We start from the raw sequence: 18622 nt of genomic DNA, 5'->3' as shown, positions 1-18622 counted from the left end.
TCAAAAAATAACCCATATAGACATTACAACCGAATATAAATACAACAAATAAAATGTGTTTAAAAGAAAGCTCAATCTCTATTATTTCATTTCAATAAAATGAATATGTCAAACTAACCTTAAAAAACTTTTGAATAGTATAGAGTTCTCATTTTAAATTGTGATATAATCTCTTAAAGGTAATCCAGAAAAATCTAATCTTGTTTAATAGAGAATTTCTTAAAAGTCTTAAAGCAATTTAAATAAGAGTTTTCAAAATTTTAAATCCTCTCTTTTCAGGAGGTCGCAATGATATATTATTCCTTTTAAGATTGTATATAATCAACACAAAATGATTAACTTATAGATTGTAGTTTTAAATGAGTACTCAAGAAATCCTTATGAGGTAAGTTAACTTCATAAATCTATTCAGTTTCTCTAAGTTTCTAATTTTGGTAAAGTTTCTAACGACTTTCATGGTTTCTAAGCTTATAGTAATAACTCGTTGAAAAAATTCCAATAGATAAGTAACGAGTGCTAATGATCTCAACAGAGTAGTAATTGCTATCATTAATAATGCTACTCTTTTTATTAATCTTAACGCATTAGTGTCTCATACCCCATTCAAAAGCAGAGTGACTATTCACAATATAATCATAAACTTCGAGTGATAGCTGTCATGATAATATTGCTGTTGTAAATAGGTTGATAGAAACTGTCTTGCATTTTTATTAAGCGTAAAGATGGTAGTGCAATAATGGATTTTATACCTTGCACGGACACTATTATGAAATGGGCTTGGGTGCTTTGGGAGATGTTTCTTAAAAAAACATATGAATTTTAAACAACAAGCATATTCTTTTTTACGGCATTCTATTTTACCCGAAGAACGTACCTATGAAAAGGACGACTAAACAAAAGCATGAAGCAATCTACAGGTTATAATGACCAAATATTCAAGCTTTATTCTGCATCGCCTAACTCAGCATCAAGAAACTGATGCAAATCTACAATGTAATAACGTTGTAATGCATTATCTACACTGCTTTGTGCTTTTGCCTGCCATGCTTCTTGAGCGGATTGATAATCTGAGAAAATACCAACCACATCTAACTCATCAGGATTCTTAAATTGATTACTGTTAAGATTTTTTAATTCCCCACCAAATACAAGATGTAAATATTGTTTTTTTTCTTTGGTTTCAGTCATATGTGCCTCCATATCATTTAGATTATCTTAGCGCGCTTTTACGTGATTAAACTAACTTTGTTTGACGAACAACATCTATCATATCTTGACAGCAATTATTTTTACCAGCAATTAAAAGTCCATACTGGTAAGGTTCAATTCCATAAGATAGTAAAGGGGCATCAAGCGATAAAAAACACCCTCCACACTCCTGCAAAATAAGATCAGCAGCGGCAATATCCCATTCATGACAATTTGGACGAACTAATACGATATCAATTTCATCTTGAGCAACAAGAACAATACGATAAGCAAGAGAAGGAAGATAATGGTAAAGACTGACTTGATTGAGAAAATCATCTGGTAATTTTTGTGCGAGCGATTTATCAAGTGAAATTTTATATTTTCGATGAACCTCAAAGGCTAAACGAGGAAGTTTTATCCCATTTAATGTTGCCCCTCCACCTGTTACAGCTGTATAAACATCTCCTTGAGCCGGACATTGTAGAACGCCCACAATAGGACGCCCATTCTCAATAATGGCAACCGAAATACACCAATAAGGATTGCCAGAAAGAAAACCACGCGTTCCATCAATAGGATCAACAACAAAAGAGCGCTCATAATAATCTTGTTTTTCTCGATTATCTTTTGTTTCTTCTGAAATCCATCCATAATTTGGACGAGCTCCAAGAAGCCTCTCTTTCAAGAAATGATCAACAGCAAAATCTGCTTCACTAACCGGGGAATTACCTTCTTTAATCCAGACATCCAACGTGCATCCAAAATACCGCATTGCTAAATCTCCTGCCTCTCGACAAACATCACGCAAAAGATTTAAATCAGAAGAATGATGCGTGTTATTTTCCTGCAAGTGTCATCCCTTCAATTAACAATGTTGGAGCAGCTGTACTATAACGCCGATCAATATCATTGGCAGGTGTTAAATGTGCTAACATATGAAGCAAATCAGAACCTAGCGTTACTTCACTTACCGGATAAGCAATTTCACCATTTTCAATCCAAAAACCGGAAGCCCCACGACTATACTGACCAGTAATAAAATCAATGCCATGACCGAATAATTCGGTCACATAAAATCCATTTCGCAAATCTTTTATCATATCGCAAGGTGATACTAAACCCGGTTCAATAGCAAAATTTGTACTGGTCGGCTGCACTAATGATGCCGAACGCATACCGTGTCCATTTGTTTTAAGTCCCAATTCACGTGCTGTAGATGATGAAAGAAGCCAATTTTTTAAAATACCATTTTCAATAATATTGAGTGTTTGCCCCTCTACCCCTTCTCCATCAAAAGGATGAGAAGCATTTCCACGTAATCGCAAAGGTTGATCGGTTACATTAACATTAGGCTTCATCACTTCCTTGCCTAGGAAATTCTGTAAAAGACTCGTTTTTCGAGCCACAGAGGCTCCATTGACCATAGATGCGATATGCCCTGCAATTCCACGAGCCGTACGCGGATTAAAAATAACATCAACGCTCCCAGTCGCCGCACGAACTGCACCCAAACGTCGAACAGCACCAAGCCCTGCATTCTTTCCCACAGTTTCTGCTGCCTCTAAATCAGAAAAATGTAAGGCTGTTGTATAATCATAATCCCGCTCCATCTGTGTTCCTTCACCTGCAAGAGCACTACAAGAACGTGAAAAACAACTTGAGCGATAGGCTCCACAAAAACCATCGCTGGTCACAAGAATAAACCCACTACGGCCATAAGCTGTTGCAGCGCCACCAGAATTGCTTACACCTTTAACATCAAGAGCTGCTGCCTCCGTTTTTAAAGCATCTTCTGTTAAAAAATGACTGCTGGGTACAAAATCATCAAAAAGATCAAGATCTTTAGGATACTTAACCAAACACTCTTTATCTGCCAAACCTTCAAATAAACTATCGGGAGAAGCTTTAGCCATCGCAACAGCACGTTCCGCAAGTTCTTGCGGATAAGATCCTAAATTAGCAGAAACACTTGCTACTTTTTTTCCAACAAAAACCCTTAGAGTAAAATCATTGCTCTCTGCTGCTTCTGTCGATTCGACTTTCCCAAAACGAACTGATACACTGGTAGAATGAGCATGAACAATAACAGCATCAGCAGCATCTGCTCCAGAACGCTTTGCTGCTTCAACCAGCGAAACAGCTTTCTCAATCTGGTTTTTGTCAGTCATTATAGACTCCCTAAAATATTTTATTATTTACATTGATAAGCATTCTGACAAATTTATACAAATCAGAATATAACTCTTGTGTATTGATTCATAAGATTATGCACATTCATGCATTCTTTTTCTTTTAATGCATTAAATCATTTCCCTTTTAGCTTCTTTATGAAAAAACGTAATATGCCGTAAAATCTCTTTAGTTTCAAGATTTCTCATGGGCCCTTATCATTTTAGGAGCCAAATCTCCACTGACAATCAAATCAACAGAACAATTGGCAATTAACAAAAGTCTTAGCTATAACACTTGAATTTAAGCCAAAATCCTCAAAAATTCGAAAAGCATAAAATGATCTAAATCACAGGTCTTCCTTCCTCTGGGTAGTAAAAAACTTACCTCATCTCTTTCCTATAGCATTCTTTAATTTCCAAGCAAGAATCAAGAAAATGCCTTATATTTGTATACACTTCTTTGCTTCTATAAACTCTCTCATAATGAGACGGCACTCTTGTAAATGAAACAAAACTTAAACAGAGTAAAAAATATTTCCTTCTATTATGGTTTCAACAAAATGAGCAGTCATAAACTTCTTTACCCTAATAGACGTAATATCATAAAGAACTCATTTTTTATATTTAAAAGTAATCAAGAAATTATCTTGTAATCTTTCAATAAAATTAACAGTTTGATTTATACTTATAATTTATTGTTTTGTAATTTGTATAAAAAAGCCTAATATCATAAAATTCTCTCTGTTTCGAACCTATTCATGTTGAGTCAATCACAACTATTTGCGAGCAAATCATAAGTAAGGGGCGTATGAATGAAAACTATTTAAGAAGAAATCAAAATGCCTCTTATGAAGATTTTAAATGCAAAAAATATTGCAACATTAGAAACAGGCAAATATTATGACGATATGGACCTACATCATAAGAGAAGTAATGAACTTCTGAACCTTTCTCATTTTCAATGAAGAAAGCATCTTATAAGCTTTTATATATAAAAAAATTCAATGAATTTCATAAGATCTTTGGTGCAAAATTAATTTTCTCAGATGATTTAACTCGATTTCAACAGCTAACTAAAACCAAATCATAGCTCGCTCATCAATTTGCTATATACTCATAACTGATTTCATTCTAACAAGGCTAAGAGTTCTGTACCTTTTTTAAGGTATTAACTTCTTTATAAATGCATCCTCTTACAAAATGCTTTTGTTTTCAGTAAGAGCACGTCTACTCATTTCAATCATTGCATCCCGAAGATGTAACTTAATTTTTGATCCAATAATCATTCCAAATAAAGGAGCAAGTAAACCAGACATGGTTACAGTATGACGAATTTTGTTATTTGAAGAACCCGATTTTGTTGAACAAATATATTCATGATTAAAACTCATACGTGTAAAAGGAAGTTTAGCATAATCAGAAAAACAAACATTTTTTATAACTTTATCAAGTGTAAAAGTTACTGTAGGTCCCTTTTTAGGTTTCATGCGTCCTATAGCGCCTTCTTTGAAAGGACCAGAAAGTTCTACCCACTCAAGTTCGTGATCCCAAGAAGGCCATGATGCCACATCTTCCCATATAGCCCAAATTTGCTCAGCACTTGCTTCTGTACTAATCTCTTCACTATATATCCAATTAAACACGATAATCTCCCTCTTTTTTACAAATCACTTATCTTTAGTGATAAAGAGTATTATAAAAAAGTACCCTTAAAGCTGCACAACGATAAGATACTTAATACTCTCAGATTTACTTAATATGTAATGATTAAATCAACAAGGGATACTACTAAACTAAACAGACAAATACTCAGGATAAATGAACAATATTTTCAATACTAAACAAAATATCTTTTTTAAATTTATACAATAACAAAAATAGAAGTTACGCATCATATAAGATATAAATGCAAACTGCACAGCTTAAAGCTTTCAACTGCTGATGAAATGTGATGATTAAGGTATAGCAGAAAAAAATTAAACAAAAAAGATCATAACTATTATCGAGGAATATATATCCTATTGGAGAAAAAACATCCTTCTGTAGTAAAGCTAATAAAAATTCATCAATTCCTTTAACATTAGAATCTTTTATTGATTTTCTACTTGACCTTTTAAAAACCATATAAAATGAAGAAAACTGTGTAAAAGCATTTTTTCATCCTATCGGATAAAAACAAGAACTTTCTCAAGATGTAAGCGATCGTAATTTATAGAGACGTATTGCTGTCTCACCATAAAAACGCTCATCGTCTAGATAAAAGACGTTAGGTAAATAAATCATTGTATCTTTCTTTTCTTCAAGTATGAAGAGTGTATCAGCTTTTGCCCACCCTCCTCGCAAAGCTTCTACAAAAGCACGTTCACCTAAACAACGGCTATAGGGAGGATCAGCGCAGATAACATCAAATGGCAGCATTGTGCCAATATTGCCAAGTTTGGTCGCATCACGACGCAAAATCCGTCCTATCGACTGTAATTCAAAGGCTTCGATATTTTTTTGAATTACCCCACGCCCCTCAACCGAGTTTTCAACAAAAACAGCAGCCTTTGCTCCACGTGAAAGTGCTTCGATGCCTAAAGCACCAGTCCCAGCAAAAAGATCAAGGATGCGTTTATTGGTCCAAAATTGTTCTTCACGGCTAGAAAGAATATTAAAAAGGCTTTCACGTGTACGATCACTCGTTGGGCGAATCGACTGATTAACAGGCGAAAACAAAACACGCCCAGCAAATTTACCGCCTATGATCCGCACGTGGACCTCCAAATCGCTTCGAAGTTTTTGCAGCGTCCCTATGTGGTTTAGATTTTTTCATAGCACCACCAAACGATTTTACCTTTTTCTTTCTCTCAAAAGAATGTTCATCATGATCACCTTTTATCATTTTCTCTTTATCCTTTAAAAAGCGATCTTTCTTACCAAAGGGATGCGTCTCGTCATAAGATATTTTGCCATGTTTTTGAACAAAACTTTCCCTCTTCTCTTTGTATGACGGATCTTCTTTTAGTTTTTCCTTGCCTCGATGAAATGATTTTCTACCATCCAAATCGCTCTTATGACCATGCGATTTCTCCTCACTATAAGAAGGCTTTCTACGTGCACTTTGCGGACGTGCACCAGGAGCCATCCAAACATTAGCACGGCGAGAACGCGGTAGAAAACGCTCTGCTTTTCCTTCTTCACTTTTCTCCTTCTTTACATTCTCATGAGACTTTGTACTTAATCCTGCGCGACTATGTTCAACAGAACCATCTCTTGGTCGGCGTCGTATCGCCCTTTCACTTGAGAAAACCCAACCATCATTTGCAACAGAAAGATCTTTCTGGCTTTGCTTTTCTGCAACAACTGCAGAATTTGAAAATGGCTTAAGAATAGGAGCATCAAAATCTGCATTGGCTTGCATAATTAAACGCTCCCCCAACTGATCTCGTAACATCCGCCCTTTTAACTCTTGCACGGCTCCTTCTTCTAAATCAGAGAGATGAAATGGACCATAAGATACACGTATTAATCGATTAACTGATAATCCCAATGCCCCTAAAACATTCTTTATTTCACGATTTTTTCCTTCTCGCAAAGCGACAGAAAGCCATACATTCGACCCTTGTTCGCGTTCAATTGATGCTTCAATCGAACCATAAAAAATACCATTAATCGCAATACCATTTTTAAGGTTATCCAACGCGCTCTGCTTGACTCTTCCATGAGCACGGACACGATATTTGCGGACCCACCCCGTTACAGGAAGCTCTAATACACGCGCTAAGCCACCATCATTGGTTAAAAGCAAAAGCCCTTCCGTGTTAATGTCAAGCCTTCCAACAGAAAGAACACGCGGCATTCCTTTTGGTAAATTACTAAAAACTGTAGGTCTGCCTTCAGGATCACGGTTCGTGGTGACAAGACCTGCTGGCTTATGGTAAAGCCATAAACGCGTTCGTTCTATAGGAGGTAAAGGTTTGCCATCAACTTTAATAACATCAGAGCGGCTAACATTAAAAGCAGGCGTTGTCACGACTTTACCATTCACAGAAATACGACCTGCAACAATCATCATTTCTGCATCTCGACGCGAAGCAATACCAGCACGCGCTAACCTTTTAGCAATTCGTTCACTCTCATTATTTTCATTCATTTGCGTTTCAAACCAATCTTTGCAAGTATGTTCAGAAAATTATTCACATGCACCATACCGCTTATCCTGAAAAAGGAAGTAGCATAATCATTTATCATTTTCTATCCTTTAACGACAATAATGTATCTGTCGACTTGCAAGTTTGTTTTAAACTCTTAAAAAAATAGAGGTATTCTTTTCATTATAAAAGCGTAATAAATTATTCATTCCATAGCATTCCTTATCGAGATAACCTTTAGATTTTCTATACCTTCAGTAGAAAGAATATTATGACTTTGACGCCCATGGAAATAGCCCTTTTAGAAGCGCAAGAGGCTGCAAAAAAAGATGAAGTTCCCGTAGGTGCTGTCATTACACGTGGAAAAGCTATCATTGCACGCGCTGGTAACTTTATAAAATCTGCATATGACCCTACAGGACACGCAGAAATACGCGCAATCCGTATGGCTTGCGAAACATTGCAAAACGAAAGGCTTCCTGATTGCGATCTTTATGTAACACTTGAACCTTGTGCTATGTGTGCCGCTGCCATTTCATTTGCACGCATACGACGTCTCTATTATGCAACAAATGATCCCAAAGGAGGTGCTATAGAAAATGGCCCACGTTTTTATCAGCAACCAACCTGCCATCACAAACCTGAAATTTATTCTGGTTTCAAGGAAAAAGAAGCAGCTCAATTACTTAAAGACTTTTTTATACAAAAGCGATACTAAAAATAATTCTTCTTCCATAACTTTCACTCTTTAAAAACTATCCTACTTCTCAAAAAAGACTGTTAATTCTTCTGATATATATATAGCAAAAGCTATTTCGAAGCATTTTTTCTCTCTTTTAATTCTGCATATTGTTTCTATTAGATGATACATTCATTCAAAAGAATAATTCATTATTTTGTATATAAAATATAAAGTCCAAAATATCGTAAATATGCTCTCATTTCAAATTACATTGAAACAGTAAAAATCACTTTCTTGCACATCATAAGCGGAATTATCGTCTGGATAAAGAACGTTTTAGAAAAGACTAAAAATGTCTCTTATGAAAGCTCTCAAATGCAAGAATTATCGCAACATTGGAGTCTGTAAAATAAAATGATGGTATCCACTTTCTCCTTCCTAAGCATAAAGTATTGGAGCACAATAGATTTTACGTTATACTAGCCACATGAGCAATGTTGTAAAATGAGCTTGAGAAATGTTTCGTGTTAAGGAAACGCATAAGGAATCTCTCGATGCTGTTGTCATATTGCTATTTCATGAGAATCCCCCCCTCCTACAGCAGCATTATAACTGCGCGCGAATGAGAGCTTGGTATCATAAGTAATTGGAAAAATACTTTACTTTAAATGTTTTGTCTTTTCCCTATCGACCAATAGGTGCGGTTTTTGCCGGTTGGCGATAACTTAAAGGTGGTTCAGTGAGATAGCGACGGTATTTTGAACTTCCAACTTGTGCTCTCTGACGACGTAAATATTCCTGTCGTTGCTTCGCATTCAACTGTGAAGGATTTTCTGAACCAACGCCATTAACTGACGATCCTTTGTGAGGAAAAGGAGTATTTCCTTGATGCTTCTTCGATGCTGCCATTTCATTGACAGATCTATCTTGTTGTGGTACCGGCAAAAATCTGCGTGAACTAGGGCTTGGTATTACAAGTTTTGGATGAGGTTTCATAACAATCTGGCTGCTGTTATTTGTTGGTGTTAATGAAGTGATATTAGCAACATCTTCAAAAAACTGTATTGAAACTGGTTTATTGGTACCATAGGTAGGAGCGGATAAATTGCATCCCGTTAAAACAAAGCACATCCCTAAAATTCCTATTGGAAATATTTTTATTTCACGTTTTCTCACTGCCTATTCCATTTCCTAGGTGTATGGCTGATTAATATTCCCGTTATTTATGAGAGAACGGTCCATACACAAATTTCCCCCCCTGCAGATAAAACAACGGAATTTTTTTCGTACCACAAAAAACTATATTCATCAATATGAGAAATTTACTTGCATTTCTTTCCTTTGATCTAAAACTTTAAATCTTGCCAAGAATCTGCAATTCCCGCAAAGCAGCTGCATCACGAGCAGATACATCCGGATAAGCTGGATCACTTCCAACATCTTGTGTATAACGCCATGATCGAGCACATTTTTTTCCTAATGCCTTCTCTGGATATACACCAACACCTTCAACATCATTCAAAGTAAAAGCATCAGAAGGTATCGTGTCCTGCGTAATTGTGAGCGCACTGGTAATACAGATCTCCGCCATATCCACATTTTCTAATGCCTCTCGTAAAACCAGATTGGAAATAAAAACAATAGGCGCAGCTTCCAAAGAGGATCCAATACGCTTATTAGCACGTTCAAGCTCTAAAGCACCTGTCACAACTTTACGGACCTGCCGAATTTTTTTCCAACGCTCAGCCAAAGATTGGTTTTGCCATTCTTCTGGTACAGAGCGAAATTGTTCCAAATGCACCGATTGGCTTTCTGGATAACGCTCTAACCAAGCTTCCTCCATAGTAAAAGGCAACATTGGAGCAAGCCATGTGACCATACGCTCAAAAATCTCACGGACAACCTGCAAGGAGGCCTTGCGTTTTTTTGATGAAGGCGCATCACAATAAAGAGAATCCTTGCGGATATCAAAATAAAATGCCGATAACTCAATGATTGAAAAATCCAATAATGCACGCATAATCTTTTTAAAATCAAATTCATCGTAAGCGCGATTAATCAACTGATCAAGTTCAAAAAGCCTATGCAATATAAATTTTTCAAGATCCGGCAGTGCACCATAAGATACTTCTTCTCCATCATCATGTGCTAAAGTTCCTAGCATCCAACGAATTGCATTGCGTAGTTTACGATATGAATCCACATTTGTTTGAAGTATTTTTTTGCCTAAACGCTGATCTTCCCAATAATCGGTTGTCATAACCCAGAGACGAAAAATATCAGCTCCAGATGTTTTAATGATCTCTTGCGGAACAACCGTATTGCCTAAAGATTTAGACATTTTCTTACCATTCTCATCCAAAGTAAAACCGTGTGTGATCACGGCTTTATAGGGAGAACAAGCACGCGTACCACAGCTTTCCAAAAGAGAAGATTGGAACCATCCGCGATGTTGATCTGAACCTTCAAAATAAACATCAGCAGGCCATTTCAAATCAACCCGATCTTCTAACACAAAGCTATGGCTGGCTCCAGAATCAAACCAAACATCCAAAATATCATAAACCTGTACCCAAGGCTCATGTGCACGCTCACCTAAAAAACGTTCACGTGCTCCTTCAGCAAACCATGCATCTGCCCCTTCTGCTTCAAAAGCCCGTAAAATACGCTCGTTCACACCTTCATCTTTTAGAATAACACCATCCTCATTCGCAAAAATACAAATAGGAACACCCCAAGAACGCTGACGAGAAAGAACCCAATCAGGACGATCTTCTATCATAGAAGCTAGGCGGTTTTGTCCAGAAGACGGCACAAAACGCGTTTTTGAAACAGCTTCCAAAGCCCGACTACGTAAAGTTGAACCATCCCCAAAATCTTTATCCATTGAAATAAACCATTGTGGTGTATTGCGAAAAATAACGGGTTTTTTTGAACGCCAACTATGGGGATAGGAATGCTTTAAACGCCCCCGTGCAAACAATCGATCTGCTTTAATTAAAGCATTAATGACCTCTTTATTGGCATCACCCATTTTTCCATTATCATCAATAACACGTGCAGGTCCTCCTTCACGATCTGGTCCTAAACCTGGAACATCTTTCGTATAGAACCCTGCATCATCAACAGGAAACGGTATAGATGAATCAATCCCCGCTTGCTCCAGTAAGGACTTATAATCATTCCAAATTTCAAAGTCCTCACGCCCATGGCTTGGTGCTGTATGGACAAAACCTGTACCAGCACTCTCTGTTACGTGCGAACCATCAAGCAATGGAATTTTATAATTATACCCTCCAGCTAAACCTTTGAGTGGATGAGAAAGAACAAGAGCTTTCAACTCTTCAGAAGAAATAACACGCAAATGCTTCAAAACAAGTTTGGCTTTTTCTCCACAACTCATCGCTAAAGCGTTTGCAAAGAGAAGCTTTTCTCCCACTTGAGGACCAAAATCATTTTCAGCACTTTCAACTTCGTAAATACTATAAGAAATTTGCGAAGAATAACTCACTGCACGATTGCTTGGAATCGTCCACGGTGTTGTTGTCCAAATGACGACATGAGCACCATATAAATCATCAGAATTTGCTTCAAAAACAGGAAACTTAACCCAAAGCACCTCTGATTCATGATCATGATATTCAATCTCAGCCTCTGCCAAAGCCGTACGCTCCACAACAGACCACATCACCGGCTTGGAACCACGATAAATCTGATCTGACATAGCAAATTTTATCAATTCACTGGCAATGCGTGCTTCTGCATGAAAAGCCATTGTAGTATAAGGCGTGTTAAAATCTCCCACGACACCAAGGCGTTTAAATTCTTCACTTTGAATGGTTACCCAATGCTGTGCAAATTCACGGCATTCTTGACGAAACTCGTTAAGAGGTACCTCATCCTTATTTTTTCCTTGTGCTCGATATTTTTCTTCAATTTTCCATTCAATTGGAAGCCCATGGCAATCCCAACCAGGTACATAATTTGCATTAAAACCGCGCATTTGGAATGAACGAACAACCACATCCTTTAGAACTTTGTTTAAAGCATGCCCGATATGAATATGACCATTTGCATAAGGCGGACCATCATGAAGAATATAAAATGGACGATCTTTTGCTTGTTGACGCAATTGCGCATAAAGCCCCATATTTTCCCAACGCGCCATCAATTCAAGCTCTTTTTGCGGAAGCCCTGCACGCATAGGAAAATTTGTCTGTGGGAGATAAAGAGTTTTTGAATAATCTATTGTTTCATTTTTCACAGTCATTGTGAAATATCCCTGTCCACTTTTACAATTTCATTTTTGCATAACTTCCCTGAACCCTGCAACTCTGGTTTTTATCTATAGGGAAATCCGAGCTTATCATTCGTATTAAGCAGCGATCAAGAAAATATATCATCACAATCTATGGGCTTTATCATGAAATTCACAAGAAAAGAAACCAAAAAGTGATCTTAAAAAAAAATAAAGGCTCCACTGACAGTGGAGCCTCTTAGAAATTTACTCTTTAAAAAATTAGAATTTATAAGCTACACCAACACGGAAATCATTGGTTTTGTAGTTAACTTCAAGTTTTTCCTTTGCAAATTTCTTTTTACCAAAATCAGAGTAACGATATTCAGCACGTACAATCACATTATCTAGAAGCGAGAAATCAACGCCACCACCAAGTGTGTAACCAATCATGGTTTTTGTTTCATCAGCTAAGTTCTTAGAAGAAACGACTCTTCCATCCTCATCCTTAACAGATATTGATACAGTGTCTTGGAATTGCCCATAAGCAATACCACCAGCAAGATAAGGCATAAAGCGATCAGCAGCAAAACCAATACGTACCCGTGTAGCACCACCCCAATTTTGCTTGAAAGTATGACTTAAAGTTTCAACTGCATCCTCTTGATCAAGACCAAGTTCAGAAGCCATCTTTTTTATTTGTTCTATACCATATACACTGGAAGCGTTCTTATCCACCGCTTGTGTACTTTGTGCACCGTGTCCAGACATATTCTGTCCACCATGAGAACGAGAAGCATGTGGATTAGTACCATTCGGATGAGCACCAGAGCTATGCCCACCTGCATGAGGTGCACCATGTGCATTAGCATTTCCACTACCATGGGAAGAACTATGATGACCTCCCTGTTGGGCTCCGCTTGTTCCATTAGAAACTTTTGTTTCTGAACCATTGGATGATCCTGATCTCGCGAGTACAAGTGATGAACTCGGTACTGTTCTTTCTACTGCTGATGGTTGTGATACAGATTGTACCGGTGTAGGTGCTTTTACTGCTGGCTGACTTACGCCTGATACTGTTGATGAGGTAGAAGACGCGGTTTTTATAGCAACTGGTTTTTCAGACACTGTTCCTTCACTTGCCCTTCCCCCTGATAACTGACCTCCTATAGCTGATCTTGCCAATGAGAGCGATGCTGACCGCTCTGGTGTTCTACCCCCTGCGTCGGGGGAGGAAGATTTAGATGCAACTGGCTGTGATCGACTTACCACACCTACCGATGTCCCTCCTGTATTTGATCTTCCCAATGAAGACGATGGCAATTGCACTAATCTAACCGTCTGTCTAGAGGAGGCTGATTGTGCTACTGGCGATGCAGCTGGTGTTTGTGATGATATTGTTGAAACTCCTGGATTTTTTACCTCCACAGCCACTGTTTGTGTTGCATTAACATTGCTAGAATCTCCAGTTGTTGCTGCTTGATTTGATTGTGCTGCTCCTGCTCGTGACGGTTGAATTGCAGTTACTGGTTTAGCTGGTGCTTGACTGGATCGCGTTCCAGCAGATTTTTCTGAAGCGGATACTGCTGTTAGAGTCCCTCCTGTTGTAGCTCCTGCACCTGCAGTTCCTGAGGCAATTCTTTGTGTTTCTTCTGATGTTGCTGCTTGTGGTGCTTGAGGTGTTTGTAGGCTTGCGGATCTGCGGGATCTTACGACTGCATTTTCTACTGTAGCGTTATCAGCTGCACCTATGGTAATGGTCTTTGTGTGTTTTTTTCCAGATACCATTAAATCCGTATCGATACCAAAAATAAAATTGTCACCGAGATCAATATTAGAACCTGCATAAAAACCACCTGCAAAACCTGAAAGTTTAGGAGAGAACTCTTTATCCAGTGGTAAACTCTTTTCTTGACCAACAAGAGCCATATCAGCTTTGCTCGAAAAACCACCAGCTTGGACACCTAAATAAAGACCTGTCCATGAAAAAGTAGGTGCAACAATGGTAGAAGCAGTCGATGATGCTGGCTGATGAGGAATCATAACATCAGCAGCTAGTGCTGTAGACGCTGAAATTAAAGAAAAAATAGACGCTGTTATTAAACGTTTTGTATTCATAAAATCTCTCCAAATATCCAAAATGAAATTCATATAGAGCATCTTTTCTGAAATATCTGTAGCAAAAATGACACACTCACAAAAAAATAAAGAATTTTTGCAAATAAGGCTTCTTAAACTTTTAATTTTGCATTCAATAAGAATTTGTAAACTAAATCACACTAAAATTATGTGTATTAAAGTTGGATTCATTTTCATTAAAGTTTCGCATAACTGTTAATGATAATATTCTTTATAAATTTCTTTTACCAAAATCTAAATAACAGTATTTTGCATACAATAAACTATTATCTGTTATTGCAAAATCAATACCAGCGCAAACAGTGAAATCAAATATTGCCTTTTTTAAAACCAAGCGCCATCAAAGTTTCATCTATTTACCAGCATGATCTACTTTTAGTACTTTAGCAATAGTATTTTGTATCTAAAATTCAGAAAAACAAAGAAATTATTCAAACACTCGCAAAAAAACTTTTAGATTCTTTGCATAAACATCTTCATCCTGCTACATCACATTGATTTATAAAGATAACTTATTGTTTTCATGTTGAATGAAAAAACTAATTCTGTAGGATTCTATCATTTAAAATCTGTTCCATGTTGTATTAATTAAAATCACTTGCTTGCACGTTACAAGCGAAATTTTCGTAAGGACGGATAAGGCTTTCTCTGCTGAAGCAAGACCTAAGGTTTGCATTCAAGTTGTTCTGAATGCTTTTTACAATGAGGGCTATTTAAGCGTCTCTCAACACTTCGCTGAGGCATAACAGCACCAGGACGACATATGGGAAGATTATCCGATTGATGGTTCTCACACCAATCTTGTATTGTAAAGTTAGGACGAAAACCTGATTGCGCCATACACATTTCAATACTGGCAAATTGATTCAAATCTAGCGCCACAACCTTATTAAGGTCCGGTACTCCACATTCTAAAAGTATTTTATTTCTCCATAATGCTGGAGAAAGTGAGGGAATTGTGTTAACACATCCAGTGATACTTAACAGAGCTATACAACTCAACAGTTTTAAGATTTTCTTCATTATTCCCCTCTTTTAATGGATTTATTTACGATAAAAAGCTCATAAGCCTGTTGATATTTTCTGTCATCGCTTCATTAAAACAACGGTGAACAATATTGAGATGATTGGTTGAGGAAATAATCCCGCCATTCCAAGCGAAGGCAAGGATGGCGGATTGTTGATCATCACAAGAAAGACTTAAGGTTTGCATTCAGGTGCATTTTTATATTTTTTACAATAAGGGCTGTTTAAGCGCTTCTTGACACTGCGCTGTGATATGATAGCACCTGGACGACAAATGGGCAAGTTTTCGGCTTTATGATTTCCACACCAGCCTCCCCCCACATCATATTTATAGCGAAATCCCGCTTGGAGCATGCAAGCATCAATGGTTGCATTTGCATTGTAGTTGAGCTTTCTGCTTTCTGGATCCTTATCATAAGGAGTTGGCATACCACATTCTAATAATGCTTTTGCTACCTCTGTAAAATCTGCTCCTGGTTTTTCCCACATATACATATACCCTGGAGCAGGTTTATCGATACTGCATCCAATCACGCTTAACAGAACGAGCCCGCTTAATAGTTTTAATATGTATTTCATTTGTTCCTCCTTGAAGGGATGTATATACGATTAGGATCCCCATAATCGCTTTGACATGCCTTACTTGCATGACTATAACAAACATGAGGGCTGGGATAACCAAATAGTACTTTCTTTGCCTCTTTCACTACGTTACTACCAAGGGGTCTCTTGTCAAAAGTAGCGGGATTTTCACCAAATACTACACCAACAAAATCATCTGTATGGTTTTCCAAGCCGACAGTGGTTTGCTTGCCATCCTTTAAGATATATAACGTATCTGCCATGTCTTGAGTATTATAAGCTGGACCAAAGAAATTAACCATTGTTTCCTTTGCTATACCGAGAACACCATGCTTTACTAAATTATATGATCCATTTCCTGCTGTTATGGTACCACGACTATGGGCATCATCATGCAATCCTGTATTGCCATAAAGATACATTATATCCTGGAATTTCTTGGTTGAATTGGTCAATCCAAAAAAAAATCTACCTTCCAGAAACTTCTGAAAAATCGCTATCCCTACTTCCACTTCCCAGTCTTCAGCTTCTGGGAAGTATGTAAAATAAAGGGGACCATGATCATTGTCAGCAAACTGGACAGTATAACGCGCAGCATCATCTGGTGAGGTAAAAATACCATTGTAAAACATATGAACCTTGCCATCAGAACCTTTTTGTAAATGTTTTTCTTCTTCTGGTGTTAAATAGTGATACAGAGGTATTTTTCTTCCATAGCTGCCTTTTATAGGTTTTCCATTTTCATCGGTTAAATAGAGGACATTACCATTTTCATCATGCGCAACCTCACCCTCAGGATGCTCTTTGAGATATGCGAATTCGCGTATTTTGTCCCAGTATCCCAATCCTTCATCCGATAAATTATTGATCATATCTACGCGATTATGCACTACCCCCTCAAGCGGTGCGACATCTAGCTGTCCTACTGCTTGGTGTGCTGCTGCGGTGTTGCGGTTGAGAGAGCCAATGATTTGTCCAGCATCTTGCCCCATCGCCCTCTGTCCAGTTGTATCAGTAAGGATGATAGTCCCATCACTGATAGCAGATTTGGTTTCCCCTTCTACTGCATCCTTGGCTTTGCCGTGATTTAAAACATTCTTGGCAATGTTCTTTATCGTGTCATTCCCAGAAATGCTAAACCCATGGCTGCTGGCTTTAGCATGGGCACTGTTGCTGATATCACTGGTGCTAATGCTTCCTGTGGTCAGGCTGTTTTTATCTGCCGACGCGGTGCTGGCAATGATGCCTCCGGTCAGCGTTGTTTTGTCTTTAACAATGATATTAAAGCCGCCATCACCAGCTTTGATGCCTGATTGCCCCACAACACTATGATAATCGCTGGAGGATTTATCCCTTTTGGAAAGAGGCGCTCATAGAGCCCCCACCTATTTACTAAGGAAATTAAACGTGTGTAACATCAAACATATCATCATACAGCCTGCTAAAGATGAGAGCTTTGTTTTTTACCATTGGCTATGAAAGAAAATCCTTTGAGGACTATTTCAATCAACTTATCAAAAATAATATTAAACTTTTGTATGATATTCGTAAAAATCCAATAAGCAGAAAATACGGATTTTCAAAAAGACAATTAGAGAAAGTTGTAAACAACATTGATATTGAATATATGGCATATGCCTGAACTTGGAATTGCCTCTGAAAAACGAAGAAATTTGAAAATACAAAAGATTATGATCGCCTTTTTGAAGATTATCAAAATACAACTCTCAAGGATAATTCTTGTGCAATAAACAAATTATATCAAATTTTTTTAAACAAAAAGCGCGTTGCAATCACCTGTTTTGAAGCTAATGTATGCATGTGTCATAGAGGACAACTCGCATTAGCTCTCATTCCATTGCCTGATTGGAAATATGAAATTAAGCACATCTAAAAAAATAAATTTGCATATTTTTAAAAAATGGGAGTGCCCATATGCCTCCCAGCCCCCTACCCATTCCTAATAACTTTTAAGTGATGCATGATTCACGCTACGGGTGAATTCTGCGCAAATCAAGGAAAAGAAATATGAACTGACTGATGAAACAATTGAGGTTGGTGGATACATTACACTTTACTACATCCGTGCTTTGAGAGACTTTGGAGATGTAAAGGCAGGTGATCTTGGCGCTTTTATACAAAAAGAAGACAATCTAAGTCATGATGGCAATTGCTGGATAAGTGATGATGCAAAAGTCTATGATTATGCCAAAGTTTTTGGGGATGCACAAGTTTTCGGTGGTACATTTATTAGTGGAAAAGCTAAAATTTATGACAGTCCATTGATTTCCATCAGAGCAAATATACGCTGGGCTATTAAACAAGCGCAAAATGGCATCTCCAAGAAAATAAACAGACTTACAAAAGGCTCTTTCGATTGGTTATTGCATCAGTATTTACAAAGCATGCAATGGCATAATCAATTAGAAACTACTAAAAAATTAAGTATAGAATTCTGAAC

The 18622-nt window shown here is 37.5% G+C and carries 15 protein-coding genes and 1 pseudogene; 3 read left to right on the top strand and 13 right to left on the bottom strand.

Annotated elements, in window-relative coordinates; genetic code table 11:
* Positions 1-942: 942 nt before the first annotated feature.
* From ACFIMA_RS07320 to ACFIMA_RS07295, 6 genes are all read right to left on the bottom strand, one after another.
* Positions 943-1188: a DUF4170 domain-containing protein gene (locus ACFIMA_RS07320; protein WP_375612377.1), complete on the bottom strand. Its 246-nt coding sequence runs from the start codon at positions 1186-1188 to the stop codon at positions 943-945.
* Positions 1189-1234: 46 nt separating this feature from the next.
* A complete protein-coding gene (locus tag ACFIMA_RS07315) occupies positions 1235-2041 on the bottom strand; it encodes a 3'(2'),5'-bisphosphate nucleotidase CysQ (protein ID WP_375612376.1) in 807 nt (268 codons plus the stop codon).
* Complete coding sequence (locus tag ACFIMA_RS07310) at positions 2028-3359, bottom strand: TldD/PmbA family protein (RefSeq protein WP_375612375.1); 1332 nt, start codon at positions 3357-3359, stop codon at positions 2028-2030. Before ACFIMA_RS07310 ends, ACFIMA_RS07315 begins: the two co-directional genes overlap by 14 nt.
* A 1196-nt stretch (positions 3360-4555) precedes the next feature.
* A complete protein-coding gene (locus tag ACFIMA_RS07305) occupies positions 4556-5005 on the bottom strand; it encodes a hypothetical protein (protein ID WP_375632594.1) in 450 nt (149 codons plus the stop codon).
* Between the two features lie 544 nt (positions 5006-5549).
* A complete protein-coding gene (gene rsmD, locus ACFIMA_RS07300) occupies positions 5550-6116 on the bottom strand; it encodes a 16S rRNA (guanine(966)-N(2))-methyltransferase RsmD (protein ID WP_375632593.1) in 567 nt (188 codons plus the stop codon).
* Positions 6097-7497, bottom strand: coding sequence for a pseudouridine synthase (locus ACFIMA_RS07295; protein WP_375693286.1), 1401 nt, complete (start codon positions 7495-7497; stop codon positions 6097-6099). Before ACFIMA_RS07295 ends, rsmD begins: the two co-directional genes overlap by 20 nt.
* 269 nt (positions 7498-7766) lie before the next feature.
* Between ACFIMA_RS07295 and ACFIMA_RS07290 the strand changes: the two genes are divergently transcribed.
* Positions 7767-8213, top strand: coding sequence for a nucleoside deaminase (locus tag ACFIMA_RS07290; protein WP_375632591.1), 447 nt, complete (start codon positions 7767-7769; stop codon positions 8211-8213).
* A 648-nt stretch (positions 8214-8861) separates the two neighbouring features.
* Here ACFIMA_RS07290 and ACFIMA_RS07285 read toward each other — a convergent pair.
* The 7 genes from ACFIMA_RS07285 to ACFIMA_RS07255 form a co-directional block, all read right to left on the bottom strand.
* The gene (locus ACFIMA_RS07285; RefSeq protein WP_375612104.1) at positions 8862-9353 is read right to left on the bottom strand and encodes a hypothetical protein; all 492 of its coding nucleotides are present in this window, start codon (positions 9351-9353) and stop codon (positions 8862-8864) included.
* Between the two features lie 178 nt (positions 9354-9531).
* Entirely contained in the window at positions 9532-12447 is a 2916-nt protein-coding gene (ileS, locus tag ACFIMA_RS07280; protein WP_375693287.1) for an isoleucine--tRNA ligase, read from the bottom strand.
* 249 nt (positions 12448-12696) lie between these two features.
* Positions 12697-14532 carry an outer membrane beta-barrel protein gene (locus ACFIMA_RS07275; protein WP_375693288.1) on the bottom strand — a complete coding sequence of 612 codons (1836 nt, stop codon included), beginning with the start codon at positions 14530-14532 and terminating at the stop codon, positions 12697-12699.
* A 684-nt stretch (positions 14533-15216) separates the two neighbouring features.
* The gene (locus ACFIMA_RS07270) at positions 15217-15576 is read right to left on the bottom strand and encodes a hypothetical protein (RefSeq protein ID WP_375693289.1); all 360 of its coding nucleotides are present in this window, start codon (positions 15574-15576) and stop codon (positions 15217-15219) included.
* 25 nt (positions 15577-15601) lie between these two features.
* Positions 15602-15766, bottom strand: coding sequence for a hypothetical protein (locus tag ACFIMA_RS07265; protein WP_375613522.1), 165 nt, complete (start codon positions 15764-15766; stop codon positions 15602-15604).
* Entirely contained in the window at positions 15754-16158 is a 405-nt protein-coding gene (locus tag ACFIMA_RS07260) for a hypothetical protein (RefSeq protein ID WP_375693290.1), read from the bottom strand. The genes ACFIMA_RS07265 and ACFIMA_RS07260 overlap by 13 nt, the downstream gene beginning before the upstream one ends.
* The gene (locus ACFIMA_RS07255) at positions 16155-17483 is read right to left on the bottom strand and encodes a filamentous hemagglutinin (RefSeq protein WP_375693291.1); all 1329 of its coding nucleotides are present in this window, start codon (positions 17481-17483) and stop codon (positions 16155-16157) included. The genes ACFIMA_RS07260 and ACFIMA_RS07255 overlap by 4 nt, the downstream gene beginning before the upstream one ends.
* Positions 17484-17608: 125 nt before the next feature.
* Here ACFIMA_RS07255 and ACFIMA_RS07250 point away from each other — a divergent pair.
* Both ACFIMA_RS07250 and ACFIMA_RS07245 read left to right on the top strand, forming a co-directional pair.
* Positions 17609-18055: pseudogene (locus ACFIMA_RS07250) on the top strand (DUF488 family protein).
* Positions 18056-18158: 103 nt separating this feature from the next.
* On the top strand, positions 18159-18620 hold the full coding sequence (locus ACFIMA_RS07245) for a hypothetical protein (protein WP_375693292.1): 462 nt from the start codon (positions 18159-18161) through the stop codon (positions 18618-18620).
* Positions 18621-18622: the final 2 nt, after the last annotated feature.

The sequence above is a fragment of the Bartonella sp. AP88HLJMH genome (assembly GCF_042195605.1).
Lineage (GTDB): Bacteria > Pseudomonadota > Alphaproteobacteria > Rhizobiales > Rhizobiaceae > Bartonella.
Note: the sequence above shows the minus strand (reverse complement) of the source record. Positions and strands in the feature narration are given on the sequence as shown.